The 16,660-nt window shown below is 72.6% G+C and carries 14 protein-coding genes; 9 read left to right on the forward strand and 5 right to left on the reverse strand.

From position 1 onward, the window contains the following. Window positions 1-98 precede the first annotated feature (98 nt). The gene (locus EW117_RS14715) at window positions 99-353 is read left to right on the forward strand and encodes a hypothetical protein (RefSeq protein ID WP_129787471.1); all 255 of its coding nucleotides are present in this window, start codon (window positions 99-101) and stop codon (window positions 351-353) included. Then, on the forward strand, window positions 350-1,957 hold the full coding sequence (locus EW117_RS14720; RefSeq protein WP_129787472.1) for a lipase family protein: 1,608 nt from the start codon (window positions 350-352) through the stop codon (window positions 1,955-1,957). The genes EW117_RS14715 and EW117_RS14720 overlap by 4 nt, the downstream gene beginning before the upstream one ends. Before the next feature lie 2 nt (window positions 1,958-1,959). On the opposite strand, the gene EW117_RS14725 is transcribed toward EW117_RS14720, so the two are convergent. After that, a complete protein-coding gene (locus EW117_RS14725) occupies window positions 1,960-2,367 on the reverse strand; it encodes a phage holin family protein (RefSeq protein ID WP_129787473.1) in 408 nt (135 codons plus the stop codon). Window positions 2,368-2,381: 14 nt separating this feature from the next. On the opposite strand from EW117_RS14725, the gene hisC reads away from it, so the two are divergent. Beyond that, window positions 2,382-3,470 carry a histidinol-phosphate transaminase gene (gene hisC / locus EW117_RS14730; protein ID WP_129787474.1) on the forward strand — a complete coding sequence of 363 codons (1,089 nt, stop codon included), beginning with the start codon at window positions 2,382-2,384 and terminating at the stop codon, window positions 3,468-3,470. 95 nt (window positions 3,471-3,565) lie between these two features. On the opposite strand, the gene EW117_RS14735 is transcribed toward hisC, so the two are convergent. Continuing rightward, window positions 3,566-4,462, reverse strand: a complete 897-nt coding sequence (locus EW117_RS14735) for a helix-turn-helix transcriptional regulator (protein WP_129787475.1) — start codon at window positions 4,460-4,462, stop codon at window positions 3,566-3,568. A gap of 101 nt (window positions 4,463-4,563) precedes the next feature. Between EW117_RS14735 and EW117_RS14740 the strand changes: the two genes are divergently transcribed. Beyond that, on the forward strand, window positions 4,564-6,105 hold the full coding sequence (locus EW117_RS14740; RefSeq protein ID WP_129787476.1) for an MFS transporter: 1,542 nt from the start codon (window positions 4,564-4,566) through the stop codon (window positions 6,103-6,105). Window positions 6,106-6,191: 86 nt separating this feature from the next. On the opposite strand, the gene EW117_RS14745 is transcribed toward EW117_RS14740, so the two are convergent. Continuing rightward, entirely contained in the window at window positions 6,192-7,169 is a 978-nt protein-coding gene (locus EW117_RS14745) for an acetylxylan esterase (RefSeq protein WP_129787477.1), read from the reverse strand. A 327-nt stretch (window positions 7,170-7,496) separates the two neighbouring features. On the opposite strand from EW117_RS14745, the gene pdhA reads away from it, so the two are divergent. Genes pdhA through EW117_RS14760 form a run of 3 tightly spaced genes read left to right on the forward strand, consistent with a single transcriptional unit; the run spans window position 7,497 to window position 11,199 of the window. After that, window positions 7,497-8,663 (forward strand): pyruvate dehydrogenase (acetyl-transferring) E1 component subunit alpha, encoded by a 1,167-nt coding sequence (gene pdhA / locus EW117_RS14750; protein ID WP_165362698.1) that lies wholly within the window; start codon window positions 7,497-7,499, stop codon window positions 8,661-8,663. Between the two features lie 5 nt (window positions 8,664-8,668). Next, a complete protein-coding gene (locus EW117_RS14755) occupies window positions 8,669-9,700 on the forward strand; it encodes an alpha-ketoacid dehydrogenase subunit beta (RefSeq protein WP_129787517.1) in 1,032 nt (343 codons plus the stop codon). A gap of 17 nt (window positions 9,701-9,717) precedes the next feature. Then, window positions 9,718-11,199: a dihydrolipoamide acetyltransferase family protein gene (locus EW117_RS14760; protein ID WP_129787478.1), complete on the forward strand. Its 1,482-nt coding sequence runs from the start codon at window positions 9,718-9,720 to the stop codon at window positions 11,197-11,199. 193 nt (window positions 11,200-11,392) lie between these two features. On the opposite strand, the gene EW117_RS14765 is transcribed toward EW117_RS14760, so the two are convergent. Then, window positions 11,393-11,674 carry a WhiB family transcriptional regulator gene (locus EW117_RS14765; RefSeq protein ID WP_308434123.1) on the reverse strand — a complete coding sequence of 94 codons (282 nt, stop codon included), beginning with the start codon at window positions 11,672-11,674 and terminating at the stop codon, window positions 11,393-11,395. A gap of 158 nt (window positions 11,675-11,832) precedes the next feature. Between EW117_RS14765 and EW117_RS14770 the strand changes: the two genes are divergently transcribed. Next, window positions 11,833-13,881, forward strand: a complete 2,049-nt coding sequence (locus tag EW117_RS14770) for a bifunctional copper resistance protein CopD/cytochrome c oxidase assembly protein (RefSeq protein WP_129787479.1) — start codon at window positions 11,833-11,835, stop codon at window positions 13,879-13,881. 98 nt (window positions 13,882-13,979) lie between these two features. Next, complete coding sequence (locus EW117_RS14775) at window positions 13,980-16,148, forward strand: S9 family peptidase (RefSeq protein ID WP_129787480.1); 2,169 nt, start codon at window positions 13,980-13,982, stop codon at window positions 16,146-16,148. Window positions 16,149-16,249: 101 nt separating this feature from the next. Here EW117_RS14775 and EW117_RS14780 read toward each other — a convergent pair whose 3' ends face one another. Then, entirely contained in the window at window positions 16,250-16,594 is a 345-nt protein-coding gene (locus EW117_RS14780; protein WP_129787481.1) for a hypothetical protein, read from the reverse strand. Window positions 16,595-16,660: the final 66 nt, after the last annotated feature.

The raw sequence follows: 16,660 nt of genomic DNA on the forward strand, positions 1-16,660 counted from the left end.
GTCGTTCCAGGCCGGCCGGACGAGGACCGCGCCGGACGAACGGCGCCGGGTGAACGGCGCCGTGTGAACAGTGTCGGACGAACAGCGAAGGAGGCCTGATGAACGGTGCGTGCCTGCCGCCCGCGCCCAGCGGGGGCGACCCGAGGGCGGCGCTCGCGACCGCGCTGGAGCTGGTGGCCCGGGGGACCGACCAGCTCCGGGCGGCGATGGAGGTGGAGTGGGAGGCGCCGGCCGCGCGGCTGTACCGGGCGGAAGTGGGCGAGGCAGTGAGCGCCGTGGCGCGCGAGCTGGGTCTGCTGGAGGAGGCGATGCGCCGCGCCGCCGAGTACCTCGCCGCGGGTGGGCCGGGATGAGCGCGACCGGGACCACGGCGCTCGGACCGCCGCCGGACGATCCGCGCCCGCCGGAGGGCCCGCGCCTGCCCGCGGACACCGTCACGGTGTTCGGCGGAGCGGGAGCCACCAGCGTCGAGTCGGACTCGGTGCGTCGCGCGGCCGCCCGGGTGGCCGACGCCGCCGACGACCTGCGGGCCGCCGCGACGCAGTGCCTGGCGGCGAGCGAGGACATCGTCTTGCCCGGGATCGCCGGAGCAGCCGGAGCACTCCGGCGGCCCGACACCACCCTCGGCCTGGCGGGCGGCGTCGACCTGGCGGGCGGAGCCGCGCTCGGCCCGGCTGCTCGGGCGTTGGAGGCAGCCGCGCACGAGGCCGCGCGGCGACTCATGGCCCACGCCGACCGGTGCGACCTGCTCGGGTGGCGCCTGCTGCGTGCGGCCGGTCTGTACGAGGAGGCGGAGTCGACGGCGGAGCGCCTGGTCGGTGTGCTCGTCACCGCCGGGGCGTTCGGCATCGGGGCGGCGTTCGGCGTCCTGGGCGGGCCGGGCCTCGCCGGGGCCGGCGTCCTGGGCGTCGGGGAGGTGGCCGGGCGGCTGGGCGGTGGAATGGTCGCCGGCGGCGGCTCCCTGGCGATCGCAGGACGAGTGGCGTCCGCCGCGACGCGGGGCCTGGCCCCGTACTCGGACGAGGCGTTCGCGGGTCTGGGCAGCGGCGTCGCGTTGGCACAGCCGGCACTGGCTCGGAGACGCCCGGGCATCGCCGGAGGGGCGGGCGTGCTGGCACACGTGGCCCGCGAGCTCCCGGTGCTGGGGAGCGACGACAGCGGGGTGCGGGTCACCCGGCTCGCCCCTGAGGACTTCGCCGCGGGTTCGGTCCCCGCCTGGTCCGAAACCGGAGCCGGGTCAGTGCGGGAGGCACTGGCCAGGATGGACGGCCTCTACCCGGCGGCGGGCGGGGCGCCGGCGGGCACGATGGCTGTCCAGAAGGTGCTCGGGCCCCACGGCGCGGTGTCCTGGACCGTCCTGATCCCTGGCACGCAGTCGACGCTGTCCGCCGATCATCCCTTGGACGGCCGGAGCGACCTCGAGCTGATGGCGGGCCAGGCCGACGGCGTGACGGCGGCGATCGAGCAGGCGCTCGCCGACTCCGGCGTCGGACCCGACGAGCCCGTCACCCTCGTGGGCCACAGTCTGGGCGGGATCGCCGCCACCGCGCTGGTGGCGCGGGCCGGATTCGCGGAGCGCTACCGGGTGGGCGGGCTCGTCACCGCCGGCTCACCAACGGGCCTGCCGGCCACGCCGCCTGGCGTCCCGGTGCTGCACCTGGAGACCCCGGAGGAGCTGGTCGCGCACGCCGACGGCCGCTCCGCCGGGGAGAACCCCCGCACGCGGGACCGCGTCACGGTGGTCCGGTCCCTCCAGGACTCGACCGGGGCGATCGATCGCGCGGCGTCAGGCAGCCTGGTCCAGGCGCACTCCGTCACCACGCATGTCCGCACGCTGGACCTCGCGATCGGGTCGGGCGACCTCCGGGTGACCGAGGTGGCCGACCGGATCGGCTCACGGCTGCGGGGAACGACCGCGAGCACCACGTTCTACCGGACTGAACGGGCCGGCCCGTGACGTCAGTCCGAGATCCGGTTGGGCAGCAGCGCCAGCAGGATCGTCTGCACCACCGAGATCACGAGCGCCGCCAGCACGAACCACCAGAAGCCACCGGTCACCTCCAGGCCCCAGTTCGGCTGGTCCGAGAACCAGGACTGGTTGGTGATGAGCGTGGTGATCCACAGCATGAGCGTGTTGACCAGCACCGACACCAGGCCCAGCGTAAGGATGTAGAGCGGGAGCGAGATGAGCTGGACTATCGGCTTCACGATCATGTGGACCAGGCCGTAGACCACTGCGACCACCACGGTCGCGAGGATCGTGCCCAGGGTGGTGCCGTCGCTCACGACGTCCATATGAGAGCCGAGGATCAGGGCCGACAGCCAGATTGCCAGTGCGGTGATGAGGATGCGCGCCACGAGCTTCATCTCGCCATCGTGGCATGCTGACCCTCGTGGAAGAAGCATTCGTACCGCTCCGGCCGGCCGTGTCGGCACTCCCCGCCTACGTTCCGGGCGCGAGCGCCGGTGCCGGTGCCCCGGCGTGGAAGCTCTCGTCGAACGAGAACCCGTACGCGCCGCTGCCGTCCGTCCAGGCCGCCATCACGCGTGCCGCGGCCGAGGTGAACCGGTACCCCGACATGTACGCCGAAAAGCTCGTCGCGGCGCTCGCGGCGCACAGCGGGGTGACCGTCGAGAACGTGGTCGTCGGCAACGGTTCCGTCGCGCTGCTGGCGCACGTCCTGAACGCCGTCGTCGACCACGGGGACGAGATCGTGTTCCCGTGGCGCTCGTTCGAGGCCTACCCCATCGCGGCCGCGGTGTCCGGCGGCACGGCCGTGACCGTGCCGCTCGAGGAGGGCACGGGCCGGCTCGACCTGCCCGCGATGGCGGCCGCGATCACGCCGCGCACCCGCGTGGTGCTGGTCTGCTCGCCCAACAACCCGACCGGTCCGGCGGTGCACGCGGGCGAGCTCGAGACGTTCCTGGCGGCGGTGCCGAAGAACGTCCTGGTGGTGCTCGACGAGGCGTACCTCGAGTTCGTGCGCGACCCGGAGGCGCCCGACGGCCTCGACGTGTTCACGCGAAACCCGAACGTGGTGCTGCTGCGCACCCTCTCCAAGGCCCACGGCCTGGCCGGGCTCCGCGTCGGCTACGCGATCGCCGAGCCGCGCCTCGCCGCCGGGATCCGCGCCGTGTCCACGCCGTTCGGCGTCTCGCACGTCGCGCAGGTCGCCGCGCTGGCTTCGCTGGAACCGGCTGCGCAGAGCGAGCTCATGGCCCACGTCGAGGCACTGGTCGGCGAGCGCACCCGCGTCGTCGAGAGCCTGCGCGGCCAGGGCTGGGTGCTTCCTGAGACGCACGCCAACTTCGTGTGGTTCGACCTGGGCGAGCAGACGATGGAGCGTGCCGCCGAGGCGAAGGCGGCGGGAGTGCTGGTGCGCCCGTTCGCCGGGCACGGGATCCGCGTGAGCATCGGCTCCCCGGAGGCGAACGACGCGTTCCTGAAGGTCGCCTCGGCCTGGCGCTGACGCCTTGTTGTGGGCGTGATCGTTGCGACTTCCCGCCCGTTATAGGCGCAACGATCACGCCCACATCGATCACGCCCACATCAAAGGGCTGTTGGTCAGCTGATCAGCGCGTCCGTGAGGACGCCGTCCCGGGCGGTCCACGCCGGGGCCGCGCCGACGAGTGCGTCGAGCCGGTCCAGCCGACGGGCCGAGGCGGCGTCGGCGGCGGTCAGCACGACTATGCGTTCGCCGCGCTCGCGGTCGAGCCACAGGCTCTGGAAGATCGTGTCGAGCCGGCCCACGCGCGCCGAGCGGTAGCGTCGGAGCTGCGTCCGGTCGCCCCGCACCTCGTGCTCGTCCCAGTACCGCACGAACTCGGGCGAGTGCTCGCGCAGGCTGCTCAGCAGGCCGGGCCAGCGCGGTTCGTGCGGGAACTCGGCCTGCCGGGCGCGCAGCCGTCCGGCGAGGTCGCGGAGCACCAGCTCGGGCTCCACGAGGCAGTCGCGCCACTCCTCGTGCGTGAACAGCAGCCATGCGCAGTTCCGGTCGACCGAGTCGACCGAGTCGAGGTCACCGAAGAAGAACCGGTAGCTGCGGTTGACCGCGACGAGGTCGTAGGCGGCGGTCTGGATCGCGGCGGGGAAGGGCAGCAGCCGCTCCAGGATCGCCACGTGCTCCGGCCGCACCTCCATGAGCGGGCTCGGGGCGTGCGGCCCGGCGTCGGCGGTCCGCCCGGCCAGCAGCATGAGGTGCCGCCGCTCCTCGGGCCGCAGCTGCAGCGCCCGCGCGACGGCGTCGAGCACCTGGTCCGACGGGTTGGGCGCGCGACCCTGCTCCAGCCACGTGTACCAGGTGACGCCGACCCCGGCGAGCTGCGCCACCTCCTCGCGGCGCAGGCCAGGGGTCCGGCGGCGACCGGCCTGCGGCAGCCCGACGTCGGCGGGGGTCACGCGCCCTCGTCGCTCGCGCAGGAAGGCGCCGAGCGCCTTGTGGTCCGGGGTCGTTCTGGTCACCGGACCAGTGTCACCCCGCCGCGCCCGCACAACCAGGTGGTGCCAGTACCCGTATGAACAGGCTCCTGGTACCAGGATTCCGGTACCCGCATCGTCGGAGCATGACATCGTCCCTTCCTGCGGCGGTCGACCAGGGCGCACGCCAGGCAACTCCGGCCGGTACACCGGCAGCCACCCCCGCCACCACCCCGGCAGCATTGAGCTCCGCCCGAGCCCTGACCCCCGGCGGCCTCGCCGTCCTGCTGCTGGGCTTTCTCCCGGTGAACTTCACGTTCGGCGCGGTGAACCTGCTGGTCCCGGCCATCGCCGCCGACATGGACACCGGGCCGTCGGGTGGCCTGCTCGTCCTGTCCGCCTATACGACGACGTTCGCCGCGGGCCTGGTGATCTCCGGACGGCTGGGCGACCGGTACGGACGGCGCCGGCTCTTCACGGTCGGGCTGGCCTGCTTCGGGGCGCTGGCCGCGCTCACCGCGCTTGCGCAAGGCCTTGTCGACCTCGTGGTACTGCGGGCCGCACTCGGCCTGGCGGCCGGGCTGTTCACGCCGCAGGTGCTGTCGACCATCCAGGCGACCGCGCCCGACGACCTGCGCGCCCGGGGGATCATCCTCTTCACCGCGTCCTCCGCGGTGGCCACGATCGCGGGCCAGGTGGTGGCGGGCGCCGTCGTCGTCTCGGCGCCCGAGCACCTGGGCTGGCGCGCGGTCCAGCTCGTCACCGCCGTGATCGCGCTCGCAGCCCTGCTGGGCCTGCGAGCGGTGCCCGAGTCACGGTCGGACGCGCCGCTCGTGCTCGACGTGCCGGGCGCCGCGCTCCTGGGTGGTGGGCTGGTGGCGCTCGTGGTTCCGCTGACGATCGGCCCGACGGCGGGCTGGCCCGCCTGGGCACTGGGGCTGCTGGCCGTGGCGGCGGGGACGCTCGTGGTGTTCCAGGTGACCCAGCTGCGGGCGGAGCGGCGCGGTCTGCTGCCCGTGGTGCCACCGAGCGTGCTGCGCGTTCCGGTGGTCCGCATCGGCCTGATCATGACGATGCTCTTCTTCGTCACCTACGGTGCTTTCCTCTTTGAGATCTCGGAGTACTCGCAGACCGTGTGGGGCGCCGATGGGTGGGGCGCCGCCGTCCTCCTGCTCGGCTTCGGCGGAACCTTCGTCGTCACCGCGCTGGTGCTGCCGCGGATCCTGCGCCGGGTCGGGCCGCGGATCATGGTCTACGCCGCGACGGGTCAGGCTCTGGTGCTGCTCGGCATCGCCCTCGTGGTCTGGCTCGACGGCGGGCGGAGCGCCCCGCTAATGCTGCAGCCGCTGCTGGTCGCGCTGGGCGCCGTGCAGGCGATGATGTTCGGACCCGCGCTGCAGACCGTGCTGTCCCGGACGCCGACCTGGGCGGCGGGCGTCGCCGGCGGCCTGCTCACGACGCTGCAGCAGCTCGGCCTGGGGCTGGGCGTGGCGCTGCTCGGCGGGCTCTTCCACACGGTGGCCGGTGCTGCGGGCGGGCACGGCGGCGGAACGGCCGCGGCGGACGCCGGCGGTTTCGGGTCGGGCCTCGCGCTCGGGTTCGTGACCGCCCTGACGGTCCAGGCCGGGTGTGCCGTCGTGTTTGCGCTCCTGGCCCACCGCGTCACACGGCACGGCGTCGCGCGCTGAGCCGGGCGGGCCGGCCCGGCTCGGCCTGACCAAGCCCAATCGGCCTGACCAAGCCCAATCGGCCTGACCAAGCCCAATCAGCCCTGTCAGCGCTCCAGGCAGCGCGCGATGTGGGCCCGAGTTGCCCGGGCGGCCAGGGCGATGTCGTCCTCCTTGCCGGGGTACTCCGCGTGCCCGGCCGGCACCTCCTGCAGCTCCAGCGCAGCCGCCGGCACCGCGTTCGCCACGGCGAACTGCCCGGGCGGCGGCACCGCGGCGTCCCAGAGCGCACACTCGCAGCGCACGGGGATCCGGAGGTAGCCGGCCGCCGTCGACGTGTCGAAGTAGCGCAGCACGTCCCGGGCCTCCGGATGCTCGGCGACGTACCGGCGCACGGCCTCCCCGCTGCCCGTGCACTCCAGGCCGAGGCGCACGTCGTGTTGCCCGAAGCTGGGCACCACGAAGGTCGCGCCCACGAACCGCTGGTCCCACGGCACCGCCAGTGCCCCGATCCCGCCGAAGCTCTCGCCCACGTAGTACAGCGGCAGGTCGCCCGCCACATCCACGAGGGCGTCGGCGGCATGCCAGAGGTCGACGGCGCAGCGGCCCAGCGAGTACGTCTCCACCGAGCTGATCCCGTGCAGGACGTGCTCGGCCGCCGTGTCCGGGGCGCCGACGCCGGTGTTGAGCGCTCCGAGCCCGCGGGCGACGGGGAAGACGACGGCCGCGTCGTCGGGCACGCGGTCGAAGGTGGGCGCCTCCCGGCCGCCGTACCCGTGGCCGCGCACGACGCCGACCCGGGCGGCGCCGTCGGAGGGCAGGGCCAGCCAGCCGCGCAGCCGCAGCCCGCCGGTGCCGGTGTGCTCCAGCTCGTAGACGTCGTGCGCGCCCTGCCTGCCGAGCGACGTCAGCCGGGGTTCGGGGCCCACGCCGCGGGACGCGGCGAACCAGCCGTGCCACAGGTCGCCGAAGCCGGCGGGCGGCGGGACCGGCTCGACCGCACGCAGCGCCGCGCGGTCGTACCCGTAGGTGCCGTCGATGGGCGCGTCGGGAAACCAGCTGTCGTACGGCTCGGGAAGGGGCACCGGATCAGTATCGGCACTGGTCCGACCGGGACGCGGACGCCGCGCGGCCGGGCGGTCGGCAGGCCGGTCAGCAGGTACTGGGTCCGGGGCGCCGAGACTCCGTCGCGCGGCTTGGTGGAATCCGACAAACGGTTCCCGGAGAGATTGGGTGGCATCGTGGCAGACCAACCTACGGAGCCGTAGCCTACGCTTGCGTAGGCTACGAGAGCGTAGGTTGCGGATCGGCCAAATTTCCGGCTGGACCCGTGCCAGGATGGAAAGGTCCCCGGAACGGACCGGGCGTCTCCGCAACAGCGGGCGCTCGCGTCCGCAGTTGAAGGAGGAAGCGTGACTACGACCAACGGCTCCAACGAGGCGATCCCGACGTTGCAGCTACTCGATCCCCAAGGGAACCGCGTCACGACACGCGGCTCCAAGGGTTATCGCGACCGCGCCGCTGCCCTGACCACGGAAGACCTCCGTGGCATGTACCGCGACATGGTCCTGACTCGCCGATTCGACGACGAGGCGACCTCGCTCCAGCGACAGGGCGAGCTCGCCCTGTTCGCGCCGGCTCGTGGCCAGGAGGCCGCGCAGGTCGGCAGTGCCTACGCCCTGCGACCGCAGGACTACGTGTTCCCGTCGTACCGGGAGCACGGCGTGCTGCAGGTCCGTGGCGTGGACCCTGTCGACCGGCTGCGGTTCTTCCGCGGTTCGGACCACGGTGGATGGAACCCGACCGAGCACAACTCGGCCGTCTACACCATCGTCATCGGTGCCCATGCCCTGCACGCGACCGGCTATGCCATGGGCGTCCAGCGGGACGGCACCCCGCACGACAAGCACGACGGCACCGCCGTGATCACCTACTTCGGCGACGGCGCCACCTCGCAGGGTGACGTCAACGAGGCGATGGTCTACGCCGCGGTGAACGACGCGCCCGTCGTGTTCTTCCTGCAGAACAACCAGTGGGCGATCTCCGAGCCGACCACCCGGCAGACGAAGACGCCGCTGTACCGGCGCGGTGAGGCGTTCGGCCTGCCCAGCCTGCGGGTGGACGGCAACGACGTGCTCGCCGTGTACGCCGCGACGCAGGAAGCGCTCGAGCGGGCCCGGGCGGGCGAGGGGCCCAGCTTCATCGAGGCCTTCACGTACCGCATGGGCGCCCACACGACGTCGGACGACCCGACCCGCTACCGCACCTCCGACCAGGAGGAGCAGTGGCAACGCCGGGACCCGATCGACCGCCTGGCCGCCCTGCTGCGCGCCGAGGGCGCGCTCGACGAGGACTTCGAGGCCGAGATCAAGGCCACGGGGGACGAGCTGGGCGCCAAGCTGCGCACCGGCGTCCGCGCCCTCGACGGCGGAGCGCCCGTCTCGACGTTCGACCACGTGTACGCGACGCCCCACGGAACCGTCGCCGCCGAACGGGCCTGGTACGAGGCCTACGACGCCGGTGAGCCGCCGGCCCCGCAGTATGCGATCGCGGACTCAGCGCAGGGAGGCGCACGATGACAACCATGGCGGAACGCACGCAGACCACATCCGGCGCCCCCGAACCGGCGTCGGGCACCCAGACGCTCTCGCTCGGCAAGGCGATCAACGAGGGCCTGCGCGCCGCGATGCGGCGCGACGACAAGGTCATGCTCATGGGTGAGGACATCGGCCCGCTGGGCGGCGTCTTCCGCGTGACCGACGGCCTGCAGGCGGAGTTCGGCGAGCAGCGGGTCGTGGACACGCCGCTGGCCGAGTCCGGCATCGTCGGCACCGCCATCGGCCTGGCCATGCGCGGCTACCGGCCGGTGTGCGAGATCCAGTTCGACGGGTTCGTCTTCCCGGCGTTCAACCAGATCACCACGCAGCTCTCGAAGATCCACAACCGCACGCGCGGCGCGGTGCAGATGCCCGTCGTGATCCGCATCCCGTACGGTGGCGGCATCGGCGGCGTGGAGCACCACGGGGAGAGCCCGGAGGCGCTGTTCGCGCACACCGCGGGCCTGCGCGTGGTCTCGCCGAGCAGCCCACAGGACGCCTACACGATGATCCAGGAGGCCATCGCCTCCCCGGACCCCGTGCTGTACTTCGAGCCGAAGAGCCGGTACTGGGGCAAGGGCCCGGTCGACCTGGACGCACCGGTCGGCACGGACACGCTGAACGCGGCCAAGGTGGTCCGCCAGGGCACCGACGTCACGCTCGTCGCGTACGGGCCGTCCGTCGCGACTGCTGTCAAGACCGCCGAGGCGCTGGCCGAGGAGGGCCGCTCCGCCGAGGTGCTCGACCTGCGTGCCATCTCCCCGCTCGACACGGCAGCCGTCGTGGCGAGCGTGCGCAAGACCGGGCGCTGCGTCGTCATCCACGAGGCGCCGGTGTTCTTCGGGTCCGGCGCCGAGATCGCCGCACGGGTGACCGAGGAGTGCTTCTACGCTCTCGAGGCGCCCGTGCTCCGCGTGGGCGGCTTCCACACCCCCTACCCGGTGGCGAAGCACGAGCACGAATATCTGCCGAGCGTGGATCGCGTGCTCGATGCCGTCGACCGTGCCTTCGCGCACTGAGCCAGGAGTAGCCGAGAGTGAGTTCGAAGAACCAGAGGTTCCCGCTCCCCGACGTCGGTGAGGGTCTCACCGAGGCCGAGATCGTCGAGTGGCAGGTCGCCGTCGGCGACACCGTCGAGGTGAACCAGACGATCGTCGAGATCGAGACGGCGAAGTCGCTCGTCGACCTGCCGTCGCCCTGGAACGGGACGGTCTCCGCCCTGCTCGTGGAGCCAGGTACCACGGTCGACGTCGGCACCCCGATCATCGAGATCACGGTGTCCGACGGCGCCGACGGCGGGTCGGCTCCGAACGGCACCGTCTCCGGTGCCGCCTCGGACGCCGGCTCCGGCGCCCCCGCCCCTGCGGGCGCCCAGGACGAGAGCTCCGGATCGGTGCTCGTCGGCTACGGCACGGCCGAGGCGAAGGCCGGCGGACGGCGTCGCCGGCACCAGGCGGCCCCGGCCGCCGCGCCGTCGGCTGCTCCTGCTCCGGTGGCCGCCGCGGCCCCGGTGGCCAAGCCTGCTCCGGTGGCCGAGCCCGATGAGGCCCCCGCACCCGCCCCGGCCAGGCCGGCCACTCCGCCGTCCGACACCGGGACCACCACCGCCGCGCGGGCGCGCGTGCTGGCGAAGCCGCCGGTCCGCAAGCTCGCCAAGGACCTGGGGGTGGACCTGGCGGGTGTGCACGCGTCGGGTCCCGGCGGCATCGTGACGCGCGAGGACGTGGTCGCCCACGCCGAGCGCTCGTCGGTGCGCACGCTGACGCACTACCCGGACGACGAGCCGTGGCTCGCCTCCGGCGTGGTCTCGCCGGACGGGCGCCAGACGCGTGTCCCGGTGCGGTCGGTGCGCAAGCGCACCGCCGAGGCCATGGTCGCCAGCGCGTTCACGGCACCGCACGTGACGGTCCTGCACAGCGTGGACGTCACGAAGACGATGCGGCTCGTGGCGGACCTCAAGGAGGACCGCGACTTCACCGACGTCAAGGTGACGCCGCTGCTGGTCGCGGCCAAGGCGGTGCTGCTCGCCGTGAAGCGGCACCCGCAGATCAACGCCTCCTGGGACGACGCGGCGCAGGAGATCATCTACAAGCACTACGTGAACCTGGGCATCGCCGCGGCGACGCCGCGGGGGCTCGTGGTGCCGAACATCAAGGACGCGCACACGCTCGACCTGCTCGGCATCGCGAAGGCGCTGGCCGGGCTGACGGCGACCGCGCGGGCCGGGCGCACCTCGGTCACGGACATGTCCGACGGCACCATCACGATCACCAACCTGGGGGTCTTCGGCATCGACACGGGCACGCCGATCCTCAACCCGGGGGAGGCGGGGATCCTCGCCTTCGGCGCGATCCGCAAGCAGCCGTGGGTGCACAAGGGCAAGGTGAAGCCGCGGTGGGTCACGCAGCTGAGCTTCAGCTTCGACCACCGGCTGGCCGACGGCGAGCTCGGCGCCCGGTTCCTCTCTGACGTCGCGCGCGTGCTCGAGGAGCCGGCGCACGGCCTGGTATGGGGCTGAAGCCGATGTGACGTGTCAGACCCCCAGGTCACCATGGTGACCTGGGGGTCTGACACGTCTGGCGACCGGGGCAGTGCGCCCGTCCGGATCCGTCTGGGAGATCCTGGGTGCGGAGAGCGGACTGCTCCGGCGTCTCACGGCGACTGGACTCGGTTCGCCGTGCCTCGGGCAAAGTTCAGTGGTCGCGTGGCCGTCAGGCCACGCGCATGCCCCCGATCGACCGCGGCCGGCCGCGACGACGCTTGCGGCTGCGCACCGTGCCGTCGACGACGATCTCGCCGCCCCAGACGCCCCACGGCTCGCGGCGGGCGAGGGCGCCCGCGAGGCACTGGGCCTTGAGCGGGCAGACCGCGCACGCGCGCTTCGCTTCTTCAAGGTCCGCGGGATGTTCCGCGAACCAGAGCTCGGGCTGTTCCGAGCACGGCACGGAGTCGTCGGTCTCGGTGATGATGTTCGCGAGGTCCACACTGGTCACAACGCAGAAGAGGGCTAAAGGGTTGGGTTTGGTGCATAATCCGGCCGAACTTTTCCTGAACGCTGTCGGAATGCCCGGTTCCGAGGAGCTCACGGCGTGGTCAACCGGACACCTGCAGGCGGTCAGAACCGCCCCGCAGCGCGCCTAGGCTGGACTGCGTGACCCCGACCGACGCCCGGAACAGGACCAGCAGACCTGCTCGGACGAGCACCGCGAGCGGCCCCACGAGCCCCTCCTGGCTCGTCGTCGCCCTGCCCGCCGCGGGCCTGGTGGCGCTCGCGGCACTCTTCGCGGCCGGCGCCTTCTCCGGTGCCTTCACCGCGTTCGCGAACTTCACCGACCCGGGCGCCGTCGTCCGCTGGGGCGCACCCGTCGCGACCGTGCTCACCGAGCTGTCGCTCGCGGTGACCGTGGGCGCGCTCGCGCTGGCAGCCTGCGTGCTGCCGCGCGGGCCGCTGGTGGACCGAGCCCTCGGGGTGGCGGGCGTCGCCGCCGGCGTGTGGACCCTCGCGGCGCTGGTGCAGCTCGTCCTGCGGTTCTCGTGGTCGTTCTACGTGCCCCTGGACTCACCGACGTTCGGCACCGCGCTGATGGAGTACGTGTCGAACCTCGAGATCGGGCGTACCTACCTGGGGATCGTCATCGTCGCCGCGCTGACGGCGGCGATCGCGCTCCTGGTGCGCGGACCGGTCGGTGCCCTGTGCACGCTCGCGCTGCCGCTGGTCGCCCTCGGAATGCAGTCCTCGACCGGCCACGCCGCCGGCGCCGCGAGCCACGACGTCGCCATCTCGGCCCTGTTCCTGCACCTCGGCGGCGCGGCCCTCTGGATCGGCGGCCTGGGCGCCATCGCCCTCGTCGGCCTGCGGCACGCCGTGACCGCCGACGTGATCCGGCGCTACTCCGAGATCGCCTTCTGGTGCTTCCTCGCCGTGGCGGTCTCGGGTCTGGTCAGCGCCTGGATCCGGATCGGCTCGCTCGACGGGCTGAGCACCGACTACGGGACCCTGCTGGTGGTCAAGGCGGCGCTGCTGATCGTCCTGGGCAGCCTGGGCTACCTGCACCGCAGCACCGTGGTCGCCCGGCTCTCCGCCGGCACCACCACCAGGAATGCCGCGATCGGCCTGTTCTGGCGGCTCGCCGCCGTCGAGGTCGGGGTGATGGGCGCGGTGTCCGGTGTGGCGGTCGCCCTCGGCTCCACGGCGCCCCCCGTGCCCGACGACGAGATAGTCGACCCCACCCCGGCCGAGATCGTCACCGGCCACCCGCTGCCGCCCGAGCCGACGGCGCTGCGCTGGCTCACCGAGTTCCAGTGGGACGTCATCCTCGCGTTCGCCTGCGCGGCCGCGTTGTTCGTGTACGTGCGATGGGCCCTGCGGCTGCGGCGCCGCGGGGACGCCTGGCCCGTGGGCCGCACCATCTCCTGGTGCCTCGGCATCCTCGTCCTGTTCTGGGCCACCAACGGCGGGGCCGCCGCCTACGGACACGTCCTGTTCAGCGCGCACATGGTGCAGCACATGATCCTCGCGATGGTCGTGCCGCTGTTCCTCGTGCTGGCGGCGCCCGTCACCCTGCTCGTCCGGGCCGTCCCGGCGCGCAAGGACGGATCGCGCGGTCCTCGCGAGTGGGTCCTGGTCCTGGTGCACTCGGCAGTGGGCCGGTTCCTGGCGAACCCGGTCGTGGCCGCCGTCCTGTTCGCGGGCGGGATGATCGTCTTCTACTTCACGCCCCTGTTCGAGCTGGCGCTGACCACCTACGCGGGTCACCTGTGGATGGTCGCCCACTTCACGCTCGTGGGTTACCTCTTCGCAAACGCCCTGATCGGCGTCGACCCCGGGCCCTCCCGCCCCGGGTACCCGCTGCGGCTCGTGCTCCTGTTCGCCACCATGGCGTTCCACGCGTTCTTCGGCGTCACGCTCACCTCGGGGACCGCGCTGCTCGTGCCCGACTGGTTCGGGCTCATGGGCCGTCCCTGGGGACCCAGCGCGATCGAGGACCAGCAGAAGGGCGGCGCCGTCGCCTGGGGCATCGGCGAGCTGCCGACCCTGCTGCTCGCCGTCGGCGTCGCCATCTCCTGGGCCCGCTCCGACGCGCGCGAGGCCAAGCGGAACGACCGCAAGGCGGAACGCGACGGCGACGCCGAGCTCGAGGCCTACAACAAGATGCTGGCCGAAAAGGCAGACCAGGCCGCAAAGCGAGGTGACCCCTGACCGGACCTTGGTTGTGGGCGAGATCGTTGCGCCTAAAACGGGCGCGTAGTCGCAAAAATCGCGCCCACAACCAGGGGGGTGCGTGGTAGACGTGTTCGGTGAGCGAATCTCCGCAGACCCCGTTCCACGACCTCGACCACTACGTCGCCATCCCGCGGCTCACCGGCCTCACGGCCAGCCAGGACGGCACCCGCATCGTCGTAGGAGTCCAGACGCTCGACGGCGAGCGCACCGCCTACCGCACCGCCCTGTGGGAGGTGGACCCGGCAGGCGAGGCACCGGCACGACGGCTGACCCGGTCCGCGAAGGGCGAGTCGTCCGCCGTCTTCACCCGCTCCGGCGACCTCCTGTTCACCTCCGCCCGGCCGGACCCGGACGGCAAGGAAGGCGACGAGCCCACGTCCGCCCTCTGGCTCCTGCCGGCTGACGGCGGCGAGGCCCGCGTGATCGCCGCGCCGCCGGGCGGCACCTCCGGGCCGCTCACGGCCCGCGACTCCGACACGGTGAGCGTCGCCGCCGGCCTCCTGCCCTCCGCGAAGGACCTGACGCAGGACGCCGAGCTGCGCAAGGCCCGCAAGGACCAGAAAGTCTCCGCGATCCTGCACACCGGCTACCCGGTCCGGCTCTGGGACCACGACCTCGGACCCGACCAGCCACGGCGCTTCGCCGGCGACCTCGCGGCGCTCGCGGACGAACCGGCGGCGCCGCTGCCCGGAACCCCGGCCGCCGAGGGCGAGACCCCGGACGAGGAGAGCCCGGTCTCGGGCAAGCACCTCGACCTGCGCGACCTCACCGGCGCGGGCCGGCACCTCTTCGAGCACTCGGCGGACCTGTCCGCGGACGGCGCCACGCTGGTCACCACCTGGTCGGTGCCCGACGCCGGTGCCGCCGTCCGCAGCACGCTCGTCGCCATCGACACCGCCACCGGTGACCGCCGGGTGCTCGTGGACGACCCCGACGCCGACGCCACCGGCCCCTGCATCTCGCCCGACGGCGCCTGGGTCGCCTACGTGACCGAGTCCATCTCGACCCCGGACGAGGCCCCGGTGATCCGGCTGGCCCTGGTGCCGACCGACGGCTCCGCGGAGCCGGTGGTCCTCGCCGACGACTGGGACCGCTGGCCCGGCGGCCCCACCTGGCTGCCGGACGGCAGCGGCCTGCTGGTCCAGGCCGACGACGACGGCCGCGGCCCGGTCTTCCTGCTCACGTTCTCCGGGGCACTCCCGGGCAGCGACGTCGTGGTCGAGAAGCTGACCGCCGACGACGCCGTCTTCTCCGACCTATCGGTCACCCACGACGGCGCCACTCTGTTCGCGCTGCGCACCTCCTACGCGGCCCCGGCCGAGCCGGTGCGGATCGACCTGGCGGGCTTCCGCGCCTCGGGCGAACCGGGCGAGCGGACCCCGCTCGCCGCGACCCTCCTGCGCTCGCCGGTGCCGGCCCCGGAGCTGCCGGGCGCGCTCACCGAGATCGAGACCACCATCGAGGACGGGACGCGCGTACGCGCCTGGCTGGCGCTGCCCCGTGATGCGGGGCCGGATGCCAAGGCCCCGCTCCTGCTGTGGATCCACGGCGGCCCGCTGAGCTCCTGGAGCGCCTGGAGCTGGCGCTGGAACCCGTGGCTGATGGTCTCCCAGGGCTACGCCGTGCTGCTGCCGGACCCGGCGCTGTCGACCGGGTACGGCCAGGAGTTCGTCCAGCGGGGGTGGGGCGCCTGGGGCAAGGCGCCGTTCACCGACCTCATGGCGATCACTGACGCCGCCGAGGCGCTGCCCGAGATCGACGAGACACGCACGGCCGCGATGGGCGGCTCGTTCGGCGGTTACATGGCGAACTGGGTGGCCGGACAAACCGACCGCTTCAAGGCGGTGGTGACGCACGCCAGCCTGTGGGCGCTGGACCAGTTCGGCCCCACCACGGACGCCGGCTTCTACTGGGCCCGCGAGATGACTCCCGAGATGGCGCTGGAGAACAGCCCACACCTGGCGGTGGGCGATATCCGCACGCCGATGCTCGTGATCCACGGTGACAAGGACTACCGCGTGCCGATCGGCGAGGGCCTGCGCCTGTGGTTCGAGCTGCTGACGAAGTCGGGCCTGCCCGCCTCCGACGACGGCGAGACCGTGCACCGGTTCCTGTACTTCCCGGACGAGAACCACTGGGTCCTCACGCCGCAGAACGCCAAGGTCTGGTACCAGGTGGTCTCGGCCTTCCTGGCCGAGCAGGTGCTCGACGAGACGCCGAACCTGCCGACCACGCTGGGCTGACTGAAGTACGCCGAAGTAGAGCGTCCGTCCGACGCCCGGCACCTTGGTCGCCGAAGTAGAGCGTGCGTCCGGACGGACGCTCTACTTCGGCGCGATGGGGTTCAGCCTGCGCGGACGGCGCCCACGACGCGCACGCGCACAGCGACGTCGTCGATCTCCTCGGGAACCTTGTCCACGAGGCCTGGGTCCGTCACATTGACCTGCAGTACCCAGCTTCCGCCGGGTCCTGTCACTTGCTCCACCGAGACCTCCTCGGCGAGCACCTCGACCGGTGATCCACCGGACGTGCCGGGTTCAGTGTGCTTTCGTGCTGGGTACTCGCGCGGAGGCTGCCCGAAGGACGTCGTGAACTCAGGGGCGACGCCAACTCCGATCACACCGTCGAGCCCGGTCACTTTTTCCCGCAATGCGGCTTTTGCGGACCGAGCCTCGTCGAGTGTTGCCATCCCGATCACCTCCTGGTCATCCATTGTGTCCCCCGTGTCTACCCCCTTGCATGGTGTTCGGCATGA

It is taken from the genome of Promicromonospora panici (genome assembly GCF_900608595.1).
Lineage (GTDB): Bacteria > Actinomycetota > Actinomycetes > Actinomycetales > Cellulomonadaceae > Promicromonospora > Promicromonospora panici.

Bases quoted from the DNA above. Each gene is read 5' to 3' on its own strand.
- EW117_RS14715 (WP_129787471.1), top strand. From the start codon at position 99: ATGAACGGTGCGTGCCTGCCGCCCGCGCCCAGCGGGGGCGACCCGAGG.
- EW117_RS14720 (WP_129787472.1), top strand. From the start codon at position 350: ATGAGCGCGACCGGGACCACGGCGCTCGGACCGCCGCCGGACGATCCG.
- EW117_RS14725 (WP_129787473.1), bottom strand. From the start codon at position 2,367: ATGAAGCTCGTGGCGCGCATCCTCATCACCGCACTGGCAATCTGGCTG.
- hisC (WP_129787474.1), top strand. From the start codon at position 2,382: ATGCTGACCCTCGTGGAAGAAGCATTCGTACCGCTCCGGCCGGCCGTG.
- EW117_RS14740 (WP_129787476.1), top strand. From the start codon at position 4,564: ATGACATCGTCCCTTCCTGCGGCGGTCGACCAGGGCGCACGCCAGGCA.
- EW117_RS14755 (WP_129787517.1), top strand. From the start codon at position 8,669: ATGGCGGAACGCACGCAGACCACATCCGGCGCCCCCGAACCGGCGTCG.
- EW117_RS14780 (WP_129787481.1), bottom strand. From the start codon at position 16,594: ATGGCAACACTCGACGAGGCTCGGTCCGCAAAAGCCGCATTGCGGGAA.